Genomic DNA, 16,949 nt, shown 5'->3' with positions numbered 1-16,949 from the left:
CTGAATAGATGACAGAGTCGACAGGCGAATCCAACCAAGAGCAGAATGATACTGTAGAGCAAAAACATCCAAACCCTGATCATATGCAGGAAGAGATGCCATTCGCTTTGGTTGATGGGGAGCAAGTTGAGGAGTTTCCTCAAGATCTGTATATCCCGCCTGATGCTTTGGAAGTGTTTCTAGAAGCCTTTGAAGGTCCACTCGATCTATTACTCTATTTAATTAAGCGCCAAAACCTCGATATTCTAAATATTCCTATTGCTCATATTACTGAGCAATATATGGAGTATGTCGAATTAATGAAGTCACTACAGCTTGAGTTAGCAGCTGAGTATCTTGTTATGGCTGCGATGCTGGCCGAGATCAAGAGTAGAGTCCTTCTTCCAAGGCCTGAAGTCGAGGAAGATGATGAGGACGACCCTCGTGCGGATCTTATTCGACGTTTGCAGGAGTATGAGCAGTTTAAACAAGCTGCTGAGGATATTGATGAGCTTCCTCGGATGGGGCGTGATGTTTATTCTGTTAGTGTCAAAAAGCCAGATATGAATATCATCAAGCCTGAACCTGAAGTTGATATGAAAGAGCTGATGGTGGCGTTGAGGGATGTATTAAAACGGGCTGAAATGTTTTCCAGCCATCAGGTGAAGTTTGAGGCTTTATCAGTTCGTGAGCGAATGGGTAAGGTTTTAGAACGGGTATCAGCAAAAAGCTTTACGGATTTTGCTAAGTTATTCGACCCAAGTGAGGGCCGCGCAGGAGTTGTAGTAACTTTCCTTGCCATCATGGAGCTGAGTAAAGAGTCGTTGTTAGAAATTATTCAGGCTGATAACTATGGACCGATTCATGTCAGAGCTAAGACTGATGGTAGTCTGGAAGGTGAAGAAGATATTGATGAAGTATTGGCTGAAGTAGAGACCACAAGCGATCAAGCATGAGTATGAATATAGAAAAAATAAAATGCGTTATTGAAGCTGCGCTAATGGCGGCTGGCAGCTCACTGTCTAAAGAGCGTATGGTGCAACTCTTCTCTGAAGAAGAAAAAGTTCAGACCGCCGATGTCACAAAAGCACTCGAATTGCTGCAAAAAGAGACAGAGGGTCGAGGTGTTGAGCTTATAGAGGTTGCTACAGGCTATCGTTATCAAGCAAGACAGGATTATGCAGAATGGATAGCAAAACTATGGGAAGAGCGTCCTTCAAGATACTCAAGAGCACTTCTGGAGACCCTTGCTTTAATTGCTTATCGCCAGCCAACAACCCGTAGTGATATTGAGCAAGTTCGTGGTGTCGGAGTCAGTAGCTCAATTGTTAAAACTCTACTCGAACGTGAGTGGATTCGAGTAGTTGGCCACCGTGATGTCCCTGGTAAGCCAGCGCTTTACGCTACTACCAAGCAGTTCCTAGATTATTTCGGGCTTAAAAGCCTAGATGAACTACCATCTTTGGCCGAGATTAAAGACTTAGATAATTTAAACCCTGAGTTGAAGTTTGATGGCGATACAGAAGAAAAAGTAGATGATGGTGACGAAGTAGGTTTGGGAAATGCTGGCACGCATAGTCAAGCTGAAAATGAAGATGACTCTGATGATGAAACTATGTCTGAAACAAGCGTAGAAGAAGGGTCAGAGGAGGTTCATCAGAGCCTGGATGAAGGCACTGCGGAAGAAAAGCCTGATGGTTTTGAGGAAACTGACAGCTTTACACCTGCTGAGAATGCTGAGCAAGAGAGCAGTAAAGAGTCATTTGAGGCTGAAGATGAGGCTGACGATACCGAAGAACAGTCGAAAGAACTGCAAAATTGACTTATTTCATAGCTGTATTTTATCAAACTGATAAGTATTACTAAGTTTTACTAATTAATATTATCTATAATCACTTTACCGTTGTATAAAAAATGAGCTTGCGGTGAGGTTCCTTTGAGTCTTTTAAGTAAAATTCGTACCACGTTAACCACTCATAAAGCTGACCTGAGTGGCCATCCACATGACGACTTTGTCGATAGACGTCGTAGAAAACGCCTAAATGCTTTGGCGGGCTCACGAGTCCTTATCATTGATGACTCCAAAACGGTTTGTAGCATGTTGGGTAGAATGCTAAGACAAAACCAATATGATGTTGCCGTCGCCTATAATGGTGAAACTGGCCTTAGAATGATAAAGGAGCAACTTCCAGAGCTCATTTTCCTTGATATCGTTCTTCCGGGCATCAATGGCTTTCAGGTGTTGAGGGCATTACGCAAAAGCCCTATGACAAAGAATATCCCCGTTATCATGATTAGTGGTAACGCTCAGGCAACTGAGAAGTACTATGCAGAACGTATTGGGGCTGACGATTTTATGAAAAAGCCTTTTACAAGGGCGGATGTTTTCCATCGTATGGAAACATTTATTAATAATCATCGTCGACTGACACGGATGGCATCTTAATATTTCCCTTAAATAGTGAGTTCTTGCTCGACTGTTAGAAGCTAAACCCCTAAAATTAGCCTAATATTCAAGTTAAGTTCATCACTATGTCAAAAAATAAGTCCGAAAAGCTTCAGAAGATCCTGGCCAATGCAGGTTTAGGGTCTAGGCGTGAAATAGAAAAGTGGATTGCCGCGGGGCGAGTGAGCGTTAATGGCTCTATTGCTGAACTGGGAGAGCGGGCTACAGACAAGGATACCATCCGCGTTGATGGTCGTGTTATAAAGATTAAACCATCTGACGAAGTCTATACTCGAATCATTGCCTATCATAAACCTTTAGATGAGGTCTCTACACAGAAGGATCCAGAAGGTCGTCCAACCGTTTTTGATAAGTTGCCTAACACCAAATTTGGTCGGTGGATTAGTATTGGTCGTCTAGATATTAATACAACGGGTTTATTATTGTTTACTAATAATGGTGAACTAGCTCATCGACTGATGCATCCGTCATACCAAGTTGAGCGTAAATACGCCGTGCGTATACATGGTCAGGTCACTGACGAAATGCTTGATAACCTTAAGTCTGGTGTTTTAATCGATGGTGATATGTGTAACTTCAACTACATACAGCCGGGAGGCGGCGAAGGTTCAAACCAGTGGTATGAAGTTGGCTTATCAGAAGGAAAAAACCGAGAGGTTAGAAAGCTCTGGATGTCCCAAGGGGTGGATGTGTCCAGGTTAATACGTGTCCAATACGGCCCTATTGAACTTCCAAAGGCATTAAGCCGGGGGCGCTGGATGGACTTGAGTGAAGAGCAAATCAAGCAAGTTGCAGACTTAGTAGATTTAGAAGTACAGGCCCGTAAATCTCAGCCTAAAAAACGCAGTACAAAGAACAAGAATATCTGGAAAAAAACCATTAACTGAGTTTGGGTCATTAAAGTGTCACACAATGCAAGTGTGGCATTGTTGCAAATCTGGTATATTTTAGGAGTCATTTTGAATTGGTAGCCCACATGGAAAAGACTCCTTTATTTGCTCCTTCTCAAAACGCCCCATCAACGGAGACTGCTGAAGCAGGTATTGATAAACTCATGGAGATGAATCTATCGGATGCTAAATACTATTTAAATAGAGAGCTAAGTCTCTTGGCTTTTAATTGGAGAGTATTGCAACAAGCCCTGGATCCCAGCATCCCTTTGCTCGAAAGAATCCGCTTTATTTTTATCTGTAGTAATAACCTTGATGAGTTTTTCGAAGTTCGTGTGGCCGGTCTCAGGCACGACCTTGCGCGTGGTGATACCAAGCCAAGTCTTAATGGTGCATCAACCGAAGAAGTATTGAAGGACATTAATGTTCGGGCACACGAGTTGGTCGATGAACAGTATCGCATATTCAATGAAGAGCTGTTACCAAAGTTAGCAGAGGAATCGATTCAGTTTTTACCATCAAGTGAGTGGAATGATGAGCAATATAAGTGGCTAAAGAAGTATTTTAAACATCAGGTCATGCCAGTAATCAGTCCTATTAGTCTCGACCTGGCTCATCCCTTTCCTAGGCTAGTTAACAAGAGCTTGCACTTTTTATTGCATCTGCAGGGTAATGATGCATTTGGTCGTGATCTTGAATATGCGGTTCTTCACATGCCTCGCTCCCTGCCACGTATTATAGAATTACCTGCAAAGGTGGGCGGTAATAAGGCTCATAATTTTGTTTATTTATCCTCGGTTATTTCAGAGTTTGCCGAAGACCTTTTTCCAGGAATGGAAATTCACGGCTGCCACCAATTCCGTCTGACTCGTGATAGTGATTTATTGCTGGAAGAAAATGCTATTGAGGATTTAGCTACAGCTCTAAAGAGAGAGTTGCAGTCCAGAAATTTTGGTGCTGCAGTCCGTTTAGAAGTTGGGAAATCATGCCCTAATAAAATTGTAAACTTTTTACTTCAAAAGTGTAGTCTAACGGCAGATGAACTCTATCGAGTAGATGGACCTGTCAATCTAAATCGTTTGATGTCATTGCCAGAGTTAGTTGATAGGCCTGATCTAAAGTTTTCGGGATTTACTCCCAAGGTTCCTCATGACGTTGCTCGTCGTGGCGTTTATGAGGTCCTGGGTGAACGGGATATACTATTGCATCACCCGTATCAAAGTTTCCAGCCTGTGGTAGATCTGGTACGTCAAGCTGCCTCAGATCCTGATGTGCTTGCTATCAAGCAGACCTTATACCGAACAGGTAGTCACTCTCCAATTGTTGAAGCGCTTATCGACGCCGCACATGCCGGAAAGGAAGTCACGGCGGTAGTTGAACTTAGAGCACGGTTTGATGAGGCGGATAATATTGAATTAGCACAAAGGCTACAAGAAGCAGGTGTGCTCGTAGTGTATGGTGTTGTGGGTTATAAAACTCACGCAAAAATGTCACTGGTCGTGCGTCAAGAAGGTAAGAGTAAAAAGCTGACTCGATATGCTCATTTAGGTACCGGTAACTACCATGCGGGAAATGCTCGTATTTATACGGACTACAGCTTATTAACCAGCAACCCAGAAACGTGTGAAGATGTCCATAAAGTTTTCCAGCAACTGACCGGAATGGGGAAAGTGTATGAACTACACCAGTTATGGCATGCTCCTTTCACTTTACATAAAAATTTATTAGCTGCGGTAAATCGGGAAGCAAAGCATGCATTAGCTGGAAAAAAAGCGATGATGATCATCAAGCTTAACTCTCTTACCGACCAGTCATTAATTGAGGCTTTATACCGAGCTTCGATTGCTGGTGTACAAATAGAACTGATTATTCGGGGTATTTGTTGCTTGGCACCAGGCATTGAAGGGGTTTCTGAAAATATAAAAGTACGCTCTATTATTGGTCGCTTCCTTGAACATTCCCGTGTGTATTACTTCTTTAATAATGGCAAGGAAAATCTTTATGCTGCTTCTGCTGATTGGATGGAGCGTAACCTATATCACCGTGTTGAAACCTGTTTTCCTATATTGCAGGCAGATCAGAAGACTCGAATGATAAATGAGCTAAAATTGATGTTGAAGGATAAGCGGCAAAGCTGGGTGTTGCAGTCGGACGGTGAATATAGGTTGGCTGATCCCAATGCCGATGCTGATACAAAGGTTCAGCAAATTTTATTAGAGCGTTTGGCGGACTAAATCCTTTAAACCAGTTCGATATTTAGGGAAAGCTGGTGAAATTTTAGATAATCAGTTTCGCGTTTTAGTTCTGCAATGACTAACTGGTGCTCATCTGCCCAGTCTTTTGGTATCTGTATTAATAGACTATCCTTACCTTGAGGAATGAACTTGAGGTTATGGATATTGTGATGATCCCGTTTAACGTTAAATAGGATTGCCAGTCTAAGGATCCTGACGATGGCGAGGAGAGCCGGTTGTGGATCATATTTTTCATCAAGGTAATCAATAAACAGCTTTTTCTTTTGGTTGGCGACGATTGCCGCCAATGAGTCTTTAGTTTGTTGACTAAAGCCCGGCATATCGCCGTACTGAATAATATAAGAGCTGTGCATGCGTAGTTTGGAAAAGCTGATAGACAATCCTATTTCGTGTAAATCACATGCCCAGTCTAGATAATTCTTGTAAATAGGATCGTAAATACTCCATAAGTCAGCTATTTGATCAAAGATAAACTGAGCACTTTGTTTCACCTGAAGAGCGTGTTCCTGATCAATATTAAATCTATTCATCAGGCTGTATACCGTTTGGTGGCGTATATCATTACCCTTCAGCTCTTCAGCAAGCTCGAGTAATATACCCTCACGTAAAGACGCATCAGCGATATGCATCTTGTCGATATCCAAAGTCTCAAATAAGCCATAAAGGATTGCAACTCCGCAGGGAAATGTACTTTTACGACTGTCTGTTAAACCGGAGAAAGCAATTTTATTGAAGTCACCAATTTCGATGAGTTTGTGTCGTAGAGTTTTTAGGTTTTCAAAAGTTATAAAACCTTGTGCAAGCCCGAGTTCATAAAGTACCTTGTATATTGCCTCGATGCTTCCTGATGCACCCAGACAGTTCTCCCAACTAAGCTTTCCGTAAAACTTTTTTACGTCTGAAATTTGAATAGTGGCGTTTATCACTGCATTGGTAAAATTTTCTTCGGTAATTCTTTCGTCAGGGAAAAACTTTTTACTGGTAACGCAGCCTATGGATAAGCTGTCCATGAACTCAGGTTCGAACTGTTCGCCTAATATAATTTCTGTACTACCGCCACCAATATCAATGACCAGAGCTCTGCCGAGATCAGGATGATTATGGGAGACTCCGTCATAAATGAGTCGGGCTTCTTCTCGTCCAGGCAAAATATCTAGACTGTGGTTCAGTAACTGCTCCGCTGGCTTGACGAAAGAGGAAGCGTTTTTGGCCTTGCGTAGTGTATAGGTGCCGACAACGGTAACGTACTTTCGGTCAATGTCACGAATCCGCTCAGCAAATAAGGTTAAGCAATCAAGACCTCGCTGGATGGACTCTTCTGAAAGGAAGTCATTGGCATCAAGTCCTGCTGCAAGCTGAACTTTTTGTTTTATTCTCCCGATAACCCTGAGGCTATGACCATCAAACTCAGCAATAGCAAGATGAAAACTATTGGAACCAAGATCAATAGCAGCAAACTGCGTCACAGCAGAACTGCCAACCGGAGTTTTGGCTGCGACAGCACTTTGTTTGCTGGGCATGGTGTCTTTCAAATATCTTCCTTAATTTTCCTGAATGTAGTCTCTGGCATCGATAGCTTGCCCATTTGCTTCAGAGGAGATGTCATCCATCAACCACAGGTATGCAGGCATAATATCTTTCGGTGTTGGCAGAGTCTCAGGGTTTTCTCCGGGATACGCATTCGCTCTCATTTTTGTACGGGTAGCACCAGGATTAATACTGTTTACTCGTATAGAGGTATTTTCGAGTTCATCCGCTAGTACTTGCATCATACCTTCATTGGCAAACTTTGAAACTGCATACGCACCCCAGTAAGCGCGACCTTGGCGACCAACGCCCGACGAGGTAAATACTAGAGATGCGTTGGGAGATTTTTTCAGTAAAGGTATACAGTATTTTGTGAGTAGGAACTCTGCATTGACGTTTATTTGCATGACTCTGAACCAGGTTTCGTCATCAAAATGTTCAATGGGGCTGAGAAGGCCTAGATCCCCTGCATTATGTAATAACCCATCCAGCCTGCCAAATTCTTCATCGATTACCTGAGCAACTTTTTGGTAGGTCTCAGGATTATTATCCTGAAGGTTCACAGGAAGATATGCTGGTTTTGGGTAACCCTGTTCCTCAATTTCATCATAAACTTTTTCAAGTTTACGAGTGTCACGAGATAGTAAAATTACTGTGGCGCCATGTTTAGCGTATTCCAACGCGGCTACTTTGCCGATACCATCGGTGGCCCCAGTGACTAGAATAACCTTATCTTTTAGAGAATCTGCTGCAGATTGGTAGTTTTGCATGAAAAAGTCTTAAAATGGTTGGATTATTGATTCAACTTATTTTACCTTATTTAGCCAGGGTCTGTTGAGCTTTTTGGACCACTTTATTGTCGTTTGTTTGAGTTTTATCAAAGTTGAGGCTTTCTGAAGCTACTATTTTTATTGGGAAGCATGCCTCTGATAAGATTAATCAAGCTTTGAAGCCACATTACCACAGACAATCAATAGCAAAATTACATCAGGAAAATCTATGGGAAAGCGTATAGCAGTTGTTGAAGACGAGCCATTATTACAACAAAATTATAGTATGGCCTTAAAAAAAGCCGGTTATGAAGTAGTTGTTTATGAGACAAAGAGTGAAGCCGAACATGCTTTTGCTAACCGCCTTCCTGATCTAGTGTTACTTGATATTGGCCTTGGAAACGAGCAGGAAGCAGGGTTTGAGATATGCAGGGGGTTGAGACAGCAGTCAACACAGCTACCTATTATCTTCCTCACAGCACTGGATAGTGATTTGGATATTATTTCTGGATTGCGCCTTGGAGCAGATGACTACTTAACTAAGGACATAAGCCTGCCGCACCTACTTGCCAGAATTTCTGCTTTATTCAGAAGGTTAGAGTCACTGCAGGAGGCTCCGAATGCCAACGCAATTCATCAGGTTGGTTCGCTTGAGATCGACAACGAGAGGCTGAGTGTCAAATGGAGCGGGACCCTGGTTGATTTGACTGTCAGTGAGTTTTGGATTGTCAACGCACTGGTATCTCGCCCGGGGCATGTAAAAAATAGAGAACAGTTAATGCAGGCAGTTAAAGCAGTAGTTGACGATAGTACTATCACGTCTCATATCAAACGCATTCGACAAAAGTTTCAGCGAATTGACCCCACTTTTGATTCAATTGAAACCGTTTATGGTATGGGCTATCGCTGGAATCAGGCTTAACCTTGAAGACTCAATCGCGCTATAAACTACAGCTTCAATTGGCAACTGTTTCTGAGCAGTCGCAGATTAATAAAGGTTGCTAACACGATGAAGTCCTTATCGCTTAAATGGCGCATCATGCTAATCAGTTGTGTTTTCCTGCTGATCCCTCTGGCCAGCTGGTTAATTGACAGGAAGTTTGAAAGTGATCTGGAACGTGATAATTTCCAACAGGCGGTGCAACAGGCTAACAACCTGAGAAGTTTTTTTGAGCAGCTGATTCAGCATGATAATAACTTCCGTAATAAATTGAGCACGGATAATTCTAAACTGTCCTTACACGTTGCTTTAAGAGAAACCGGCATACTGGTAGATGGTTTTTATGATGAGTGGTACCCCTACCATGGTTTTGGAAACCGTATAGAAAACTTTGGTCAGACAGCTGAGCTAAATCTGGTCGAAGACCAGCAGCACTTCTTCTTACTTTTTAGGGTTGAAGATGACGAGCTTGTATACCGTAAAAACCTTGATATGAGTGGACTTTATGACAAGGTAGAGATTCAGCTAGATAGCTATCGATTGCAGTTCGCTCCTATAGCCCCGGGTCGTGTAGCGGCTCTTAGACAGACAAGCAGTGGCTACAGGGATGTCACTTCTATTTATGCCGTATGGCAGGAATCTTCAGCAGGCTACCAGCTTGAAGTGAGGGTTCCAAGAGACCTGGTCGGAAGCACCTTCAGTGCAGAGGTTCACGACGTTGACCAGAGAGCTAATTCACCTGAATTACAAGGCCTTTATTCATTTACGAACTTTGAACAGGCCGTCCTTAACAGTATGCTCAGTGTTGGGGCTTTAAGTCGGCTAAAAGCTGACGATTACCGTGTCATGGTGACAAACCTCCAAGGAGACATAGTCTATGGTTATGGTCAGCCACATCAAAACATTAAAGGGCATTGGCGTAATCGTCTGTGGCTTAGTGATTTAAGCCCTATCGAAACGCGCGGTACGAAAGTGAGCCTTTCCAGCGAAGAATTAGATAAGACCTTAATGGGTAAAGCTCAGGAGCAACTCATTAACCCAGGAAACCTGACTGCCTACTCACGAATCTTAGAGCCCTTGTATGACGAAGGAAATGTAGTGGGGGCTCTTATTGTAGAGTCTTCTGCGATTAATGAGAAGTTGTATCTAAGAGACTTTTGGTTACGTATGCTTCTGTTGATGCTGCTTTTCTGGGTGTTAATGGTTTGGTGGCTCTATCGCTCAAGTAAAGATTACAGCCGTCGAATAGTAGAGCTTCGGGATATCACGGAAGAAGCAGTTTCTGAGCAGGGCCAAATTCGTCATGTCATAGAACGGGAAGAGTATTATGATGACGAGGTTGCCGACCTGACCAATACTTTTTCTCAGTTAACCACAAGGTTAAAACAGCACCATGATTATCAGGAAAAGCTGGTTGCTCGCCTCAATCATGAGCTAAGGACACCGATTGCCATTATTCGAAGCTCCTTGGATAACCTGAGTACTGATAATTTATCTGAACTTGATGCACAAATGCTGCATTCAGCCCAATCTGGTGCGAGCAGAATGAGTCAAACACTCAGTAGACTGAGTGAGGCCACTCGACTGGAGCAGGCAATCAAGAGTGCTGAAAAATATACTTTTAACGTCAATGATGTCCTTAAAGGCCTTTCTCAGGCGTATGCGACGAACTGGCCAGACCATCGTTTTGAATATCAGTCATCAGCATCTGACGTTGCTCTAAAGGGTTCGAAGGATTTATTTGTTCAGATGGTTGATAAGTTGATAACGAATGCTGTGGATTTCGATGACCTGTCTTCTCCAATACGCTTGTCTTTACGTGAAGAGGATTCTCAATTGATATTTGAGGTGAGCAATAGAGGGGCGCTGATTGAGAGGAAAGCTTTAAAATCGGTGTTTAGTTTGATGCACTCCAGTCGTAAAAATTCAGATGGACATTTAGGACTTGGATTATATTTGGCAAAACTTATAGCAAACTTCCATAATGGACATATAGTGGCAAAGAACCACCCGGATAATGGTGGTGTCAGCATCATCGTCAGCTGGAAGAATAAATATTTTACGCATCAATGATTCTGAATTATGATGTAGTGAAGGATATTTAATGAGCAATCTCACTACCGATAACCAATTTTTATTTGATCTATCGCAGTCCTTACTGGCCAGTGAAACGGTTCAGCAGACTGCTGATATTGTTGTGCAGGCCCTACAAAACTATATAAAAAGTTATGACTGTGCTTTTTTTCGTTTTGAACAGGCTCACAATCAGCTTATCTGCGTTTCTTATACCTGTCGTAATTCTCCTGAATTAGCGTCTTACAAACTTAAGCCTATACCGTTAGGTGCTGGAGTAGTTGGTCACGCCGCTGAAGAGAAGCGAACGATGAACATAGCTAACAGTAATGACTGTGATTTTTGGCTTGAGTATGTTGAAGGTAATGTGGCTGAGTTAACGGTACCGGTGATATATCAGGGGAAATTGCTTGCTGTCATCGATCTGGAAGATGACCATGAGGGATATTTCGAAGACTCTACTGAGCAACTGGTTCAAGATGTTGCAAGTCTGATTTCTACTTTTTTATATAATCAGCTCAAGCATGAAGATAGCCACTTTAAACTTGAGCAAATGGATTACTCAGAGCGATCCAGTAAGTCAAAAGAATCCTATTTTTCTATGCTGCTTGAGCAATTGGGTGATCCAGTTTTTATTCTCAGTCCATCAGGTAAAATTATCGATCTTAACCAAAGTGCTATTTTGTCGCTTGGTTATGCCAAAAATGAGCTGGTAGGCCAGCGCATACAAAGAGTAGAGCGGTTATTAAAATCAAAAACACCAACCCAGCTCTATAAGCTATTGAAACATGATGAGACCTTGGTTGCCGAGGGGGTCCATACTCGTAAAGACGGCTCTAGTTTTTATGTAGAAGTTAAGTTTGCTCAGCTGAATGATGGTAATGTCGTAGCTGTAGCAAGAGACATTTCAAAGCGTCGAGAAGTAACAGATAAGCTAGAGAGTAGCCGAGCTTTTTTACAGGAGCTGATTAAAATGTCTCCTGATGTTATGTATACCTACGACCTGGTGAGTCATAAGCTAGTCATGGGAGGAAAGCGTTTAGCAAAATTGCTGGGTTACACAGGAGAAAGACTAAGCTCTTGGGACGATGCTTTAAATTTGACCCATCCGGATGACCTCGATGCGATGAAGAGTAGAGCGAAAAGGCTGGAAGAGTCTGCTCCAAGCGAAACGATTGTAGCCAAAGCGAGAATAAAAAATGCTAAAGGCGAATATCGCTTACTACAAAATCACTGTCTAATTCTTAAGCGGGATGATTTTGGCAAGCCAGTCCTTGAGCTCGGTTCTATTCGAGACATTACTGAAGAGGATCGGTTAGAGCAGGAACTGGAGCAACGTGAAAATTATTATAGAGCTTTAGTTGAAAACGCCTTTGACGGTATCGCTTTATATGATGTCGAGGGCAATATTATGTTTTCCTCCAGCAGTGCCCTCAAACTACTGGGTTATGAAGTCAATGATGTTAAAGGCCTCAAGGCAATTGACTTTGTCCATGCCGATGATATTGAGATGGCGACCAAAGCCTGGAAGTGGGTTTTGAACCACCCGGGAAAAGTCTACCGTATACCTGAATACCGTATTCTCAAAAAATCAGGAGAGGCAGTTTGGGTTGAAAATACATTTATTAATTTATTGCATGACTCGAACGTTAAAGGAATAATCAGTAACTTCAGAGATATCAGTTATAAGAAAATTTCCGAACAGTCGTTATATAAAATTTCTAATTATGACTCGTTAACAGAGTTACCAAACAGGTTCTTTTTAAAACAACAACTACAGCGTTATATTTCTCAGGCTCACAGTTATCGTCACAAAGTCACATTAATTTACTTTGATGTTATTCAGCTTAATGTAATTAACAGTGCTCTTGGGCCATGGATGGGCGACAAAGTGCTGCAGTATGTGGTAACTACTCTGGGCCGTCATACAGAAGAGTTTGACTTTATTGCCAGAGCCGGGGATGACGAATTTGTTATTGTTTTAAATCAAAAGGACGCATTTGAAGCAGGCAAAGTTGTGGAGAAGATACTCTCAGAGTTCGACACTTTGGTTACTATCGGAGGCTCTGAAGTTAAAGTATCGTTGCGTGCAGGAGTTGTTCGTTTCCCGGATGATGGCTCAGAGGCGGAAGAGTTATTAAATAAAGCCGAAATCACTGCTCGTCGAGTAAAAGATATGCCTGAGCAGTTCTCCTTCTATCAACCTGAGGTAACAGAGTTAGCTAAAGATAAGCTGATGCTGGAAAAAGAAATTGTCAATGCTATAAACCAAGATCAGCTAATGCTTTATTACCAACCAAAAGTTTGTCTTAAGACCGGTGAGATTGACTCTCTTGAAGCATTACTGAGATGGGAGCACCCAGTTAAAGGTTTTATTTCTCCTCAGTTAATAATCAGTATTGCCGAAGAGAGTAGTCTGATATACAGGCTAACTAACTGGGTTATCACTCAAGCGATTGAGCAAATTAGCTTATGGGCTTTCGAGGGTATGGAGATCAAAGTTTCAGTTAACCTTTCAGTCAAAGATTTGCTCAGAGAAGAATTGAAGGACAACATTGCCGATACATTAAAACAGTTTAATGTGTCTCCAAGTCTGCTGGATGTCGAGGTTACAGAAAGTGCCGCACTGGCGGATATGGAGCGTTCAGTCAGCATCTTACAAGAGTTAAAAAGTATGGGGGTAACGATTAGTCTCGATGACTTTGGTACCGGTTACTCCTCTATCAGCCACTTAACCTCTTTACCAGTTGATCAGGTTAAAATTGATCAGTCATTCATTCAGCAAGTTAATCCCTCAAAGCAAGAGGGAACACAGGGTAACCGACAGATTATCAAAAATATCATTCGTCTGGCACGGAGCTTTAAACTAACTTCGATTGTTGAAGGTGTCGAAACTCAGGAACAATTGGACATACTAAAAGACTTTAGCTGTGATTTAGCCCAAGGCTACCTTTTCAGCCACCCTGTGCCTGCTGCCGACGTTCCCGCGCTTGTATCCAGTGGAAAACTTATGCCTGAACTGGAAAAGCGTGAGGCTAGAAGTTAGTTAGAGTTAACAGTAGAGAACGAGTCCCAGAAGTATTCACGTAACTCCACTGGATCTTTGATAATTTTATCAGCCCCCCAGCTATCAATGGAGTCTTCTTCGCGAATATAGCCCCAATTGGCCGCAACGGTTTTCATACCCGCTGCGCGACCAGCAATGATATCGCGATCGGCGTCCCCGATATAAAGGCATTGTGAAGGAAGAAGGTTTGATTCCCTACAGGCAGTAAACAAGGGAAGTGGGTGAGGTTTAGACGGTGATACGGTATCACCACTGATAACGCTGCAGCAACGATGATCTAGCTTTAAAGCTTTAAGTAAAGGTTTCGTTAAAAACTCAGGCTTGTTGGTTACTACACCCCAGCTGATACTATTGGTTTCCAGCTCAGATAAAAACTCAGCCAGCCCATTAAACAAGCCGGTCCTAACAGCAAGGTTATCTGCATAAAATTGGAGGTACTGCTCTCGCATACCCTGATAGTTTTTACTGTCAAGGTTGATATCAAAGCCCAGTTTGAGCATGGCAAGAGCACCGTGGGAAACATGTGGCCTTATTTTATGGTAGGGAATAGGAGCTAAATTATGATGCTCACGTTGAATATTAAGAGCCAGAGCCATATCGGGTGCGGTATCTAGAAGTGTACCATCCAGATCAAAAAAGACACCATTTATAGTTTGCTTCATCATTAATTTGGCTCAGGCTGTGTGTGAGCAATATAATTAACGTCAACGTTGCTACTCATCCAGTACTTTTTTGTTAACGGATTGTAGTGCATACCCTCGATACTTTTAAATTGCAGGCCTTGCTTTCGACTCCAGGCTTCTAGTTCTGACGGGCGAATAAATTTTTTGAAATCATGGGTTCCCTTCGGCAGCATCTGTAAAAGATATTCGGCACCAACAATAGCGAACAGAAAGCTTTTAGGGTTACGGTTAATAGTAGAGAAGAAGACATCGCCATCAGGTTTTATCAGCTTTCTACACGACTCAATAATTGAGCTTGGCTCAGGAACATGTTCCAACATTTCAAGACAGGTAACTACATCAAACTCACCTGCATGTTTTAGAGCAAACTCTTCGGCGGTCGACTGTAAATATTCTACATCAACTCCAGATTCCAGTTTGTGCAGCTTTGCGACTTCAAGTGGCATCTCACCCATATCAATTCCGGTAACGGTAGCTCCTTCTTTTGCCATAGACTCTGTCAATATACCGCCGCCACAGCCTACATCCAGAATTCTCTTCCCCTGCAAACTCCCAACACGATCCATAATAAATTTTAAACGCAGTGGATTAATATCATGTAGAGGCTTGAAGTCACCCTCAGTGTCCCACCAGCGAGAAGCCATTTGTTCAAACTTATTGATCTCGTGTGGATCGACGTTAGCTCTTGAAGAGCCATGTTGGTTGCTTTGTGTCATGCATTTGCCCTTGAGTTTTGAATCTTGTCGCGCCAGCTGGTTGCCATGCTAATAAGTTTCTGCTCATCCAGCTGAGTCAGCTTGCCGTCCTCTACCTGAAGCCTACCATTAACCCAGACGTGGGTGACTTGCTCACGACCAGCAGTATAAACGATCTGAGAGACAGGATCATAGAGAGGTTGTGCCTGAATTGTGTTTAAATTAATAGAGGTCAGGTCAGCTGCTTTACCTATCTCGATGGAGCCGCAGGTTTCATCAATGCCCAGTGCTTTTGCACCGCCCATAGTTGCAGCATAAAGCATATCTTCTGCGGATGATGCCTGTGCTGAGCCGGTATAAACCTTGCTCAGTAAAGATGCAGTTTTCATTTCTGAAAACATATTAAGGTCGTTGTTACTGGCATTGCCATCAGTACCAAGAGCTACGTTTATATTAGCTGTAAGCAACTCCTGTACTGGGCTAATGCCGCTGGCCAGCTTCATGTTAGATTGAGGGCAGTGAACAACTGAAACACCATGGTTAGCAACTGTTTCTATTTCATTGCGCTGTAACTGCGTCATATGAACCGCAATCAGGTTGGGGTTTACCAGTTCCAGTTCCTGTAAACGCTTTAGCGGGCGCTTACCGTACTTTGAAAGACTTTCCTTAATTTCGTGTGCCGTTTCATGAATATGCATGTGAACGGGTATGGAGAGCTCATTACTTAATGTAGCGATCTTACCTAAAGCTTCATCGGAAACCGTGTAGGGAGCATGAGGCGCAAATGCAAAGCTTAAAAGTTCACTATGCTTATAATCGTCACGAAGGTTTAATCCTTTCTTGAGATAGTCTTCCCAACCAGTTCCCCATACAGATGGAAAGTCAAATACCAGCATTCCTATGGTCGCGCGCATACCAAGTTTTTGGGCAACTTTGGCCGTCATATTAGGCTGGAAGTACATGTCATTAAAGCAAGTTGTTCCACTCAGTAACATTTCTGCTACTGCCAGAGTAACGCCATCACTACAAAAAGAATTATCAACCCATTTTTTTTCTGCTGGCCAGATATGGTTTTCGAGCCACATCATGAGAGGAAGATCATCGGATAATCCTTTAAATAAGCTCATGGCAGCATGGGTGTGAGAGTTTACAAAGCCAGGTATCAGAGCCTGTCCTGGTAGCTGGACATGTTGCGTTGTTGAATATTGTTCAAGCAGCTGTGAAGTGGGGGAGATTGCTACAATTTTGTGTTTATTGATTGCGATCGAATGTTTAGTAAGAGCTTGAAGGTTACGTTTACCATTTCTGCTTACCGGAATAATCCATTCTGGGGTAATAATCTCGTCGACTTGACTCAATGTGTTCTTTTCTTCGTTCTGACTCAATGAGGTCTCTCTCGTTATTTCAATGACTTAACAGGCGCTATTATACCTGACAAAACCATGTTGCATAAGGAGCGATGAAATAAACGTCAAAATGGTTAAAAAACATACTGTTATAGTGATTAATATTAGCGAAAAAAAGAGGCTTGTGTTAGAATTATCTGCTTAAATCGAAGCATAATGCCTTTGATATTTCTAACTATAACTACCAGAATTTAAAG

The 16,949-nt window shown here is 42.4% G+C and carries 13 protein-coding genes; 8 read left to right on the top strand and 5 right to left on the bottom strand.

Annotated features, from left to right (window positions below; genetic code table 11):
- Window positions 1-8 precede the first annotated feature (8 nt).
- From KS2013_RS07590 to ppk1, 5 genes are all read left to right on the top strand, one after another.
- The gene (locus KS2013_RS07590) at window positions 9-935 is read left to right on the top strand and encodes a segregation and condensation protein A (protein WP_068992040.1); all 927 of its coding nucleotides are present in this window, start codon (window positions 9-11) and stop codon (window positions 933-935) included.
- Entirely contained in the window at window positions 932-1,801 is an 870-nt protein-coding gene (gene scpB / locus KS2013_RS07585; protein ID WP_156768982.1) for an SMC-Scp complex subunit ScpB, read from the top strand. Before KS2013_RS07590 ends, scpB begins: the two co-directional genes overlap by 4 nt.
- A gap of 114 nt (window positions 1,802-1,915) precedes the next feature.
- Window positions 1,916-2,425 (top strand): response regulator, encoded by a 510-nt coding sequence (locus tag KS2013_RS07580; protein ID WP_068992038.1) that lies wholly within the window; start codon window positions 1,916-1,918, stop codon window positions 2,423-2,425.
- A gap of 86 nt (window positions 2,426-2,511) precedes the next feature.
- A complete protein-coding gene (gene rluB / locus KS2013_RS07575; protein WP_068992036.1) occupies window positions 2,512-3,333 on the top strand; it encodes a 23S rRNA pseudouridine(2605) synthase RluB in 822 nt (273 codons plus the stop codon).
- A 173-nt stretch (window positions 3,334-3,506) separates the two neighbouring features.
- Entirely contained in the window at window positions 3,507-5,570 is a 2,064-nt protein-coding gene (gene ppk1, locus KS2013_RS07570) for a polyphosphate kinase 1 (protein ID WP_068994469.1), read from the top strand.
- A 5-nt stretch (window positions 5,571-5,575) separates the two neighbouring features.
- Here the strand turns inward: ppk1 and KS2013_RS07565 are convergent, their stop codons facing one another.
- Both KS2013_RS07565 and KS2013_RS07560 read right to left on the bottom strand, forming a co-directional pair.
- Entirely contained in the window at window positions 5,576-7,123 is a 1,548-nt protein-coding gene (locus tag KS2013_RS07565) for a Ppx/GppA phosphatase family protein (protein ID WP_228703649.1), read from the bottom strand.
- 9 nt (window positions 7,124-7,132) lie between these two features.
- Window positions 7,133-7,888 (bottom strand): YciK family oxidoreductase, encoded by a 756-nt coding sequence (locus tag KS2013_RS07560; RefSeq protein ID WP_068992029.1) that lies wholly within the window; start codon window positions 7,886-7,888, stop codon window positions 7,133-7,135.
- Between the two features lie 229 nt (window positions 7,889-8,117).
- Here KS2013_RS07560 and pdsR point away from each other — a divergent pair, with 229 nt between their 5' ends.
- The 3 genes from pdsR to KS2013_RS07545 all read left to right on the top strand — a co-directional run bounded on the left by pdsR (window position 8,118) and on the right by KS2013_RS07545 (window position 13,947).
- Entirely contained in the window at window positions 8,118-8,810 is a 693-nt protein-coding gene (pdsR, locus tag KS2013_RS07555) for a proteobacterial dedicated sortase system response regulator (protein ID WP_068992025.1), read from the top strand.
- 87 nt (window positions 8,811-8,897) lie between these two features.
- Complete coding sequence (locus KS2013_RS07550; protein WP_068992022.1) at window positions 8,898-10,901, top strand: ATP-binding protein; 2,004 nt, start codon at window positions 8,898-8,900, stop codon at window positions 10,899-10,901.
- A 31-nt stretch (window positions 10,902-10,932) separates the two neighbouring features.
- Window positions 10,933-13,947, top strand: a complete 3,015-nt coding sequence (locus tag KS2013_RS07545) for a bifunctional diguanylate cyclase/phosphodiesterase (RefSeq protein ID WP_068992019.1) — start codon at window positions 10,933-10,935, stop codon at window positions 13,945-13,947.
- Here KS2013_RS07545 and KS2013_RS07540 read toward each other — a convergent pair.
- Genes KS2013_RS07540 through KS2013_RS07530 form a run of 3 tightly spaced genes read right to left on the bottom strand, consistent with a single transcriptional unit; the run spans window position 13,944 to window position 16,731 of the window.
- The gene (locus KS2013_RS07540; protein ID WP_068992017.1) at window positions 13,944-14,633 is read right to left on the bottom strand and encodes an HAD family hydrolase; all 690 of its coding nucleotides are present in this window, start codon (window positions 14,631-14,633) and stop codon (window positions 13,944-13,946) included. The two genes, KS2013_RS07545 and KS2013_RS07540, sit on opposite strands and share 4 nt — an antisense overlap.
- Entirely contained in the window at window positions 14,633-15,367 is a 735-nt protein-coding gene (gene ubiG, locus KS2013_RS07535) for a bifunctional 2-polyprenyl-6-hydroxyphenol methylase/3-demethylubiquinol 3-O-methyltransferase UbiG (RefSeq protein WP_068992014.1), read from the bottom strand. The genes KS2013_RS07540 and ubiG overlap by 1 nt, the downstream gene beginning before the upstream one ends.
- Entirely contained in the window at window positions 15,364-16,731 is a 1,368-nt protein-coding gene (locus KS2013_RS07530; protein WP_228703648.1) for a TRZ/ATZ family hydrolase, read from the bottom strand. The genes ubiG and KS2013_RS07530 overlap by 4 nt, the downstream gene beginning before the upstream one ends.
- Window positions 16,732-16,949: the final 218 nt, after the last annotated feature.

This window comes from Kangiella sediminilitoris (assembly GCF_001708405.1).
GTDB lineage: Bacteria > Pseudomonadota > Gammaproteobacteria > Enterobacterales > Kangiellaceae > Kangiella > Kangiella sediminilitoris.
The sequence above is the reverse complement of the archived record's forward strand: the minus strand, read 5'-3'. Positions and strand labels throughout refer to the sequence as shown.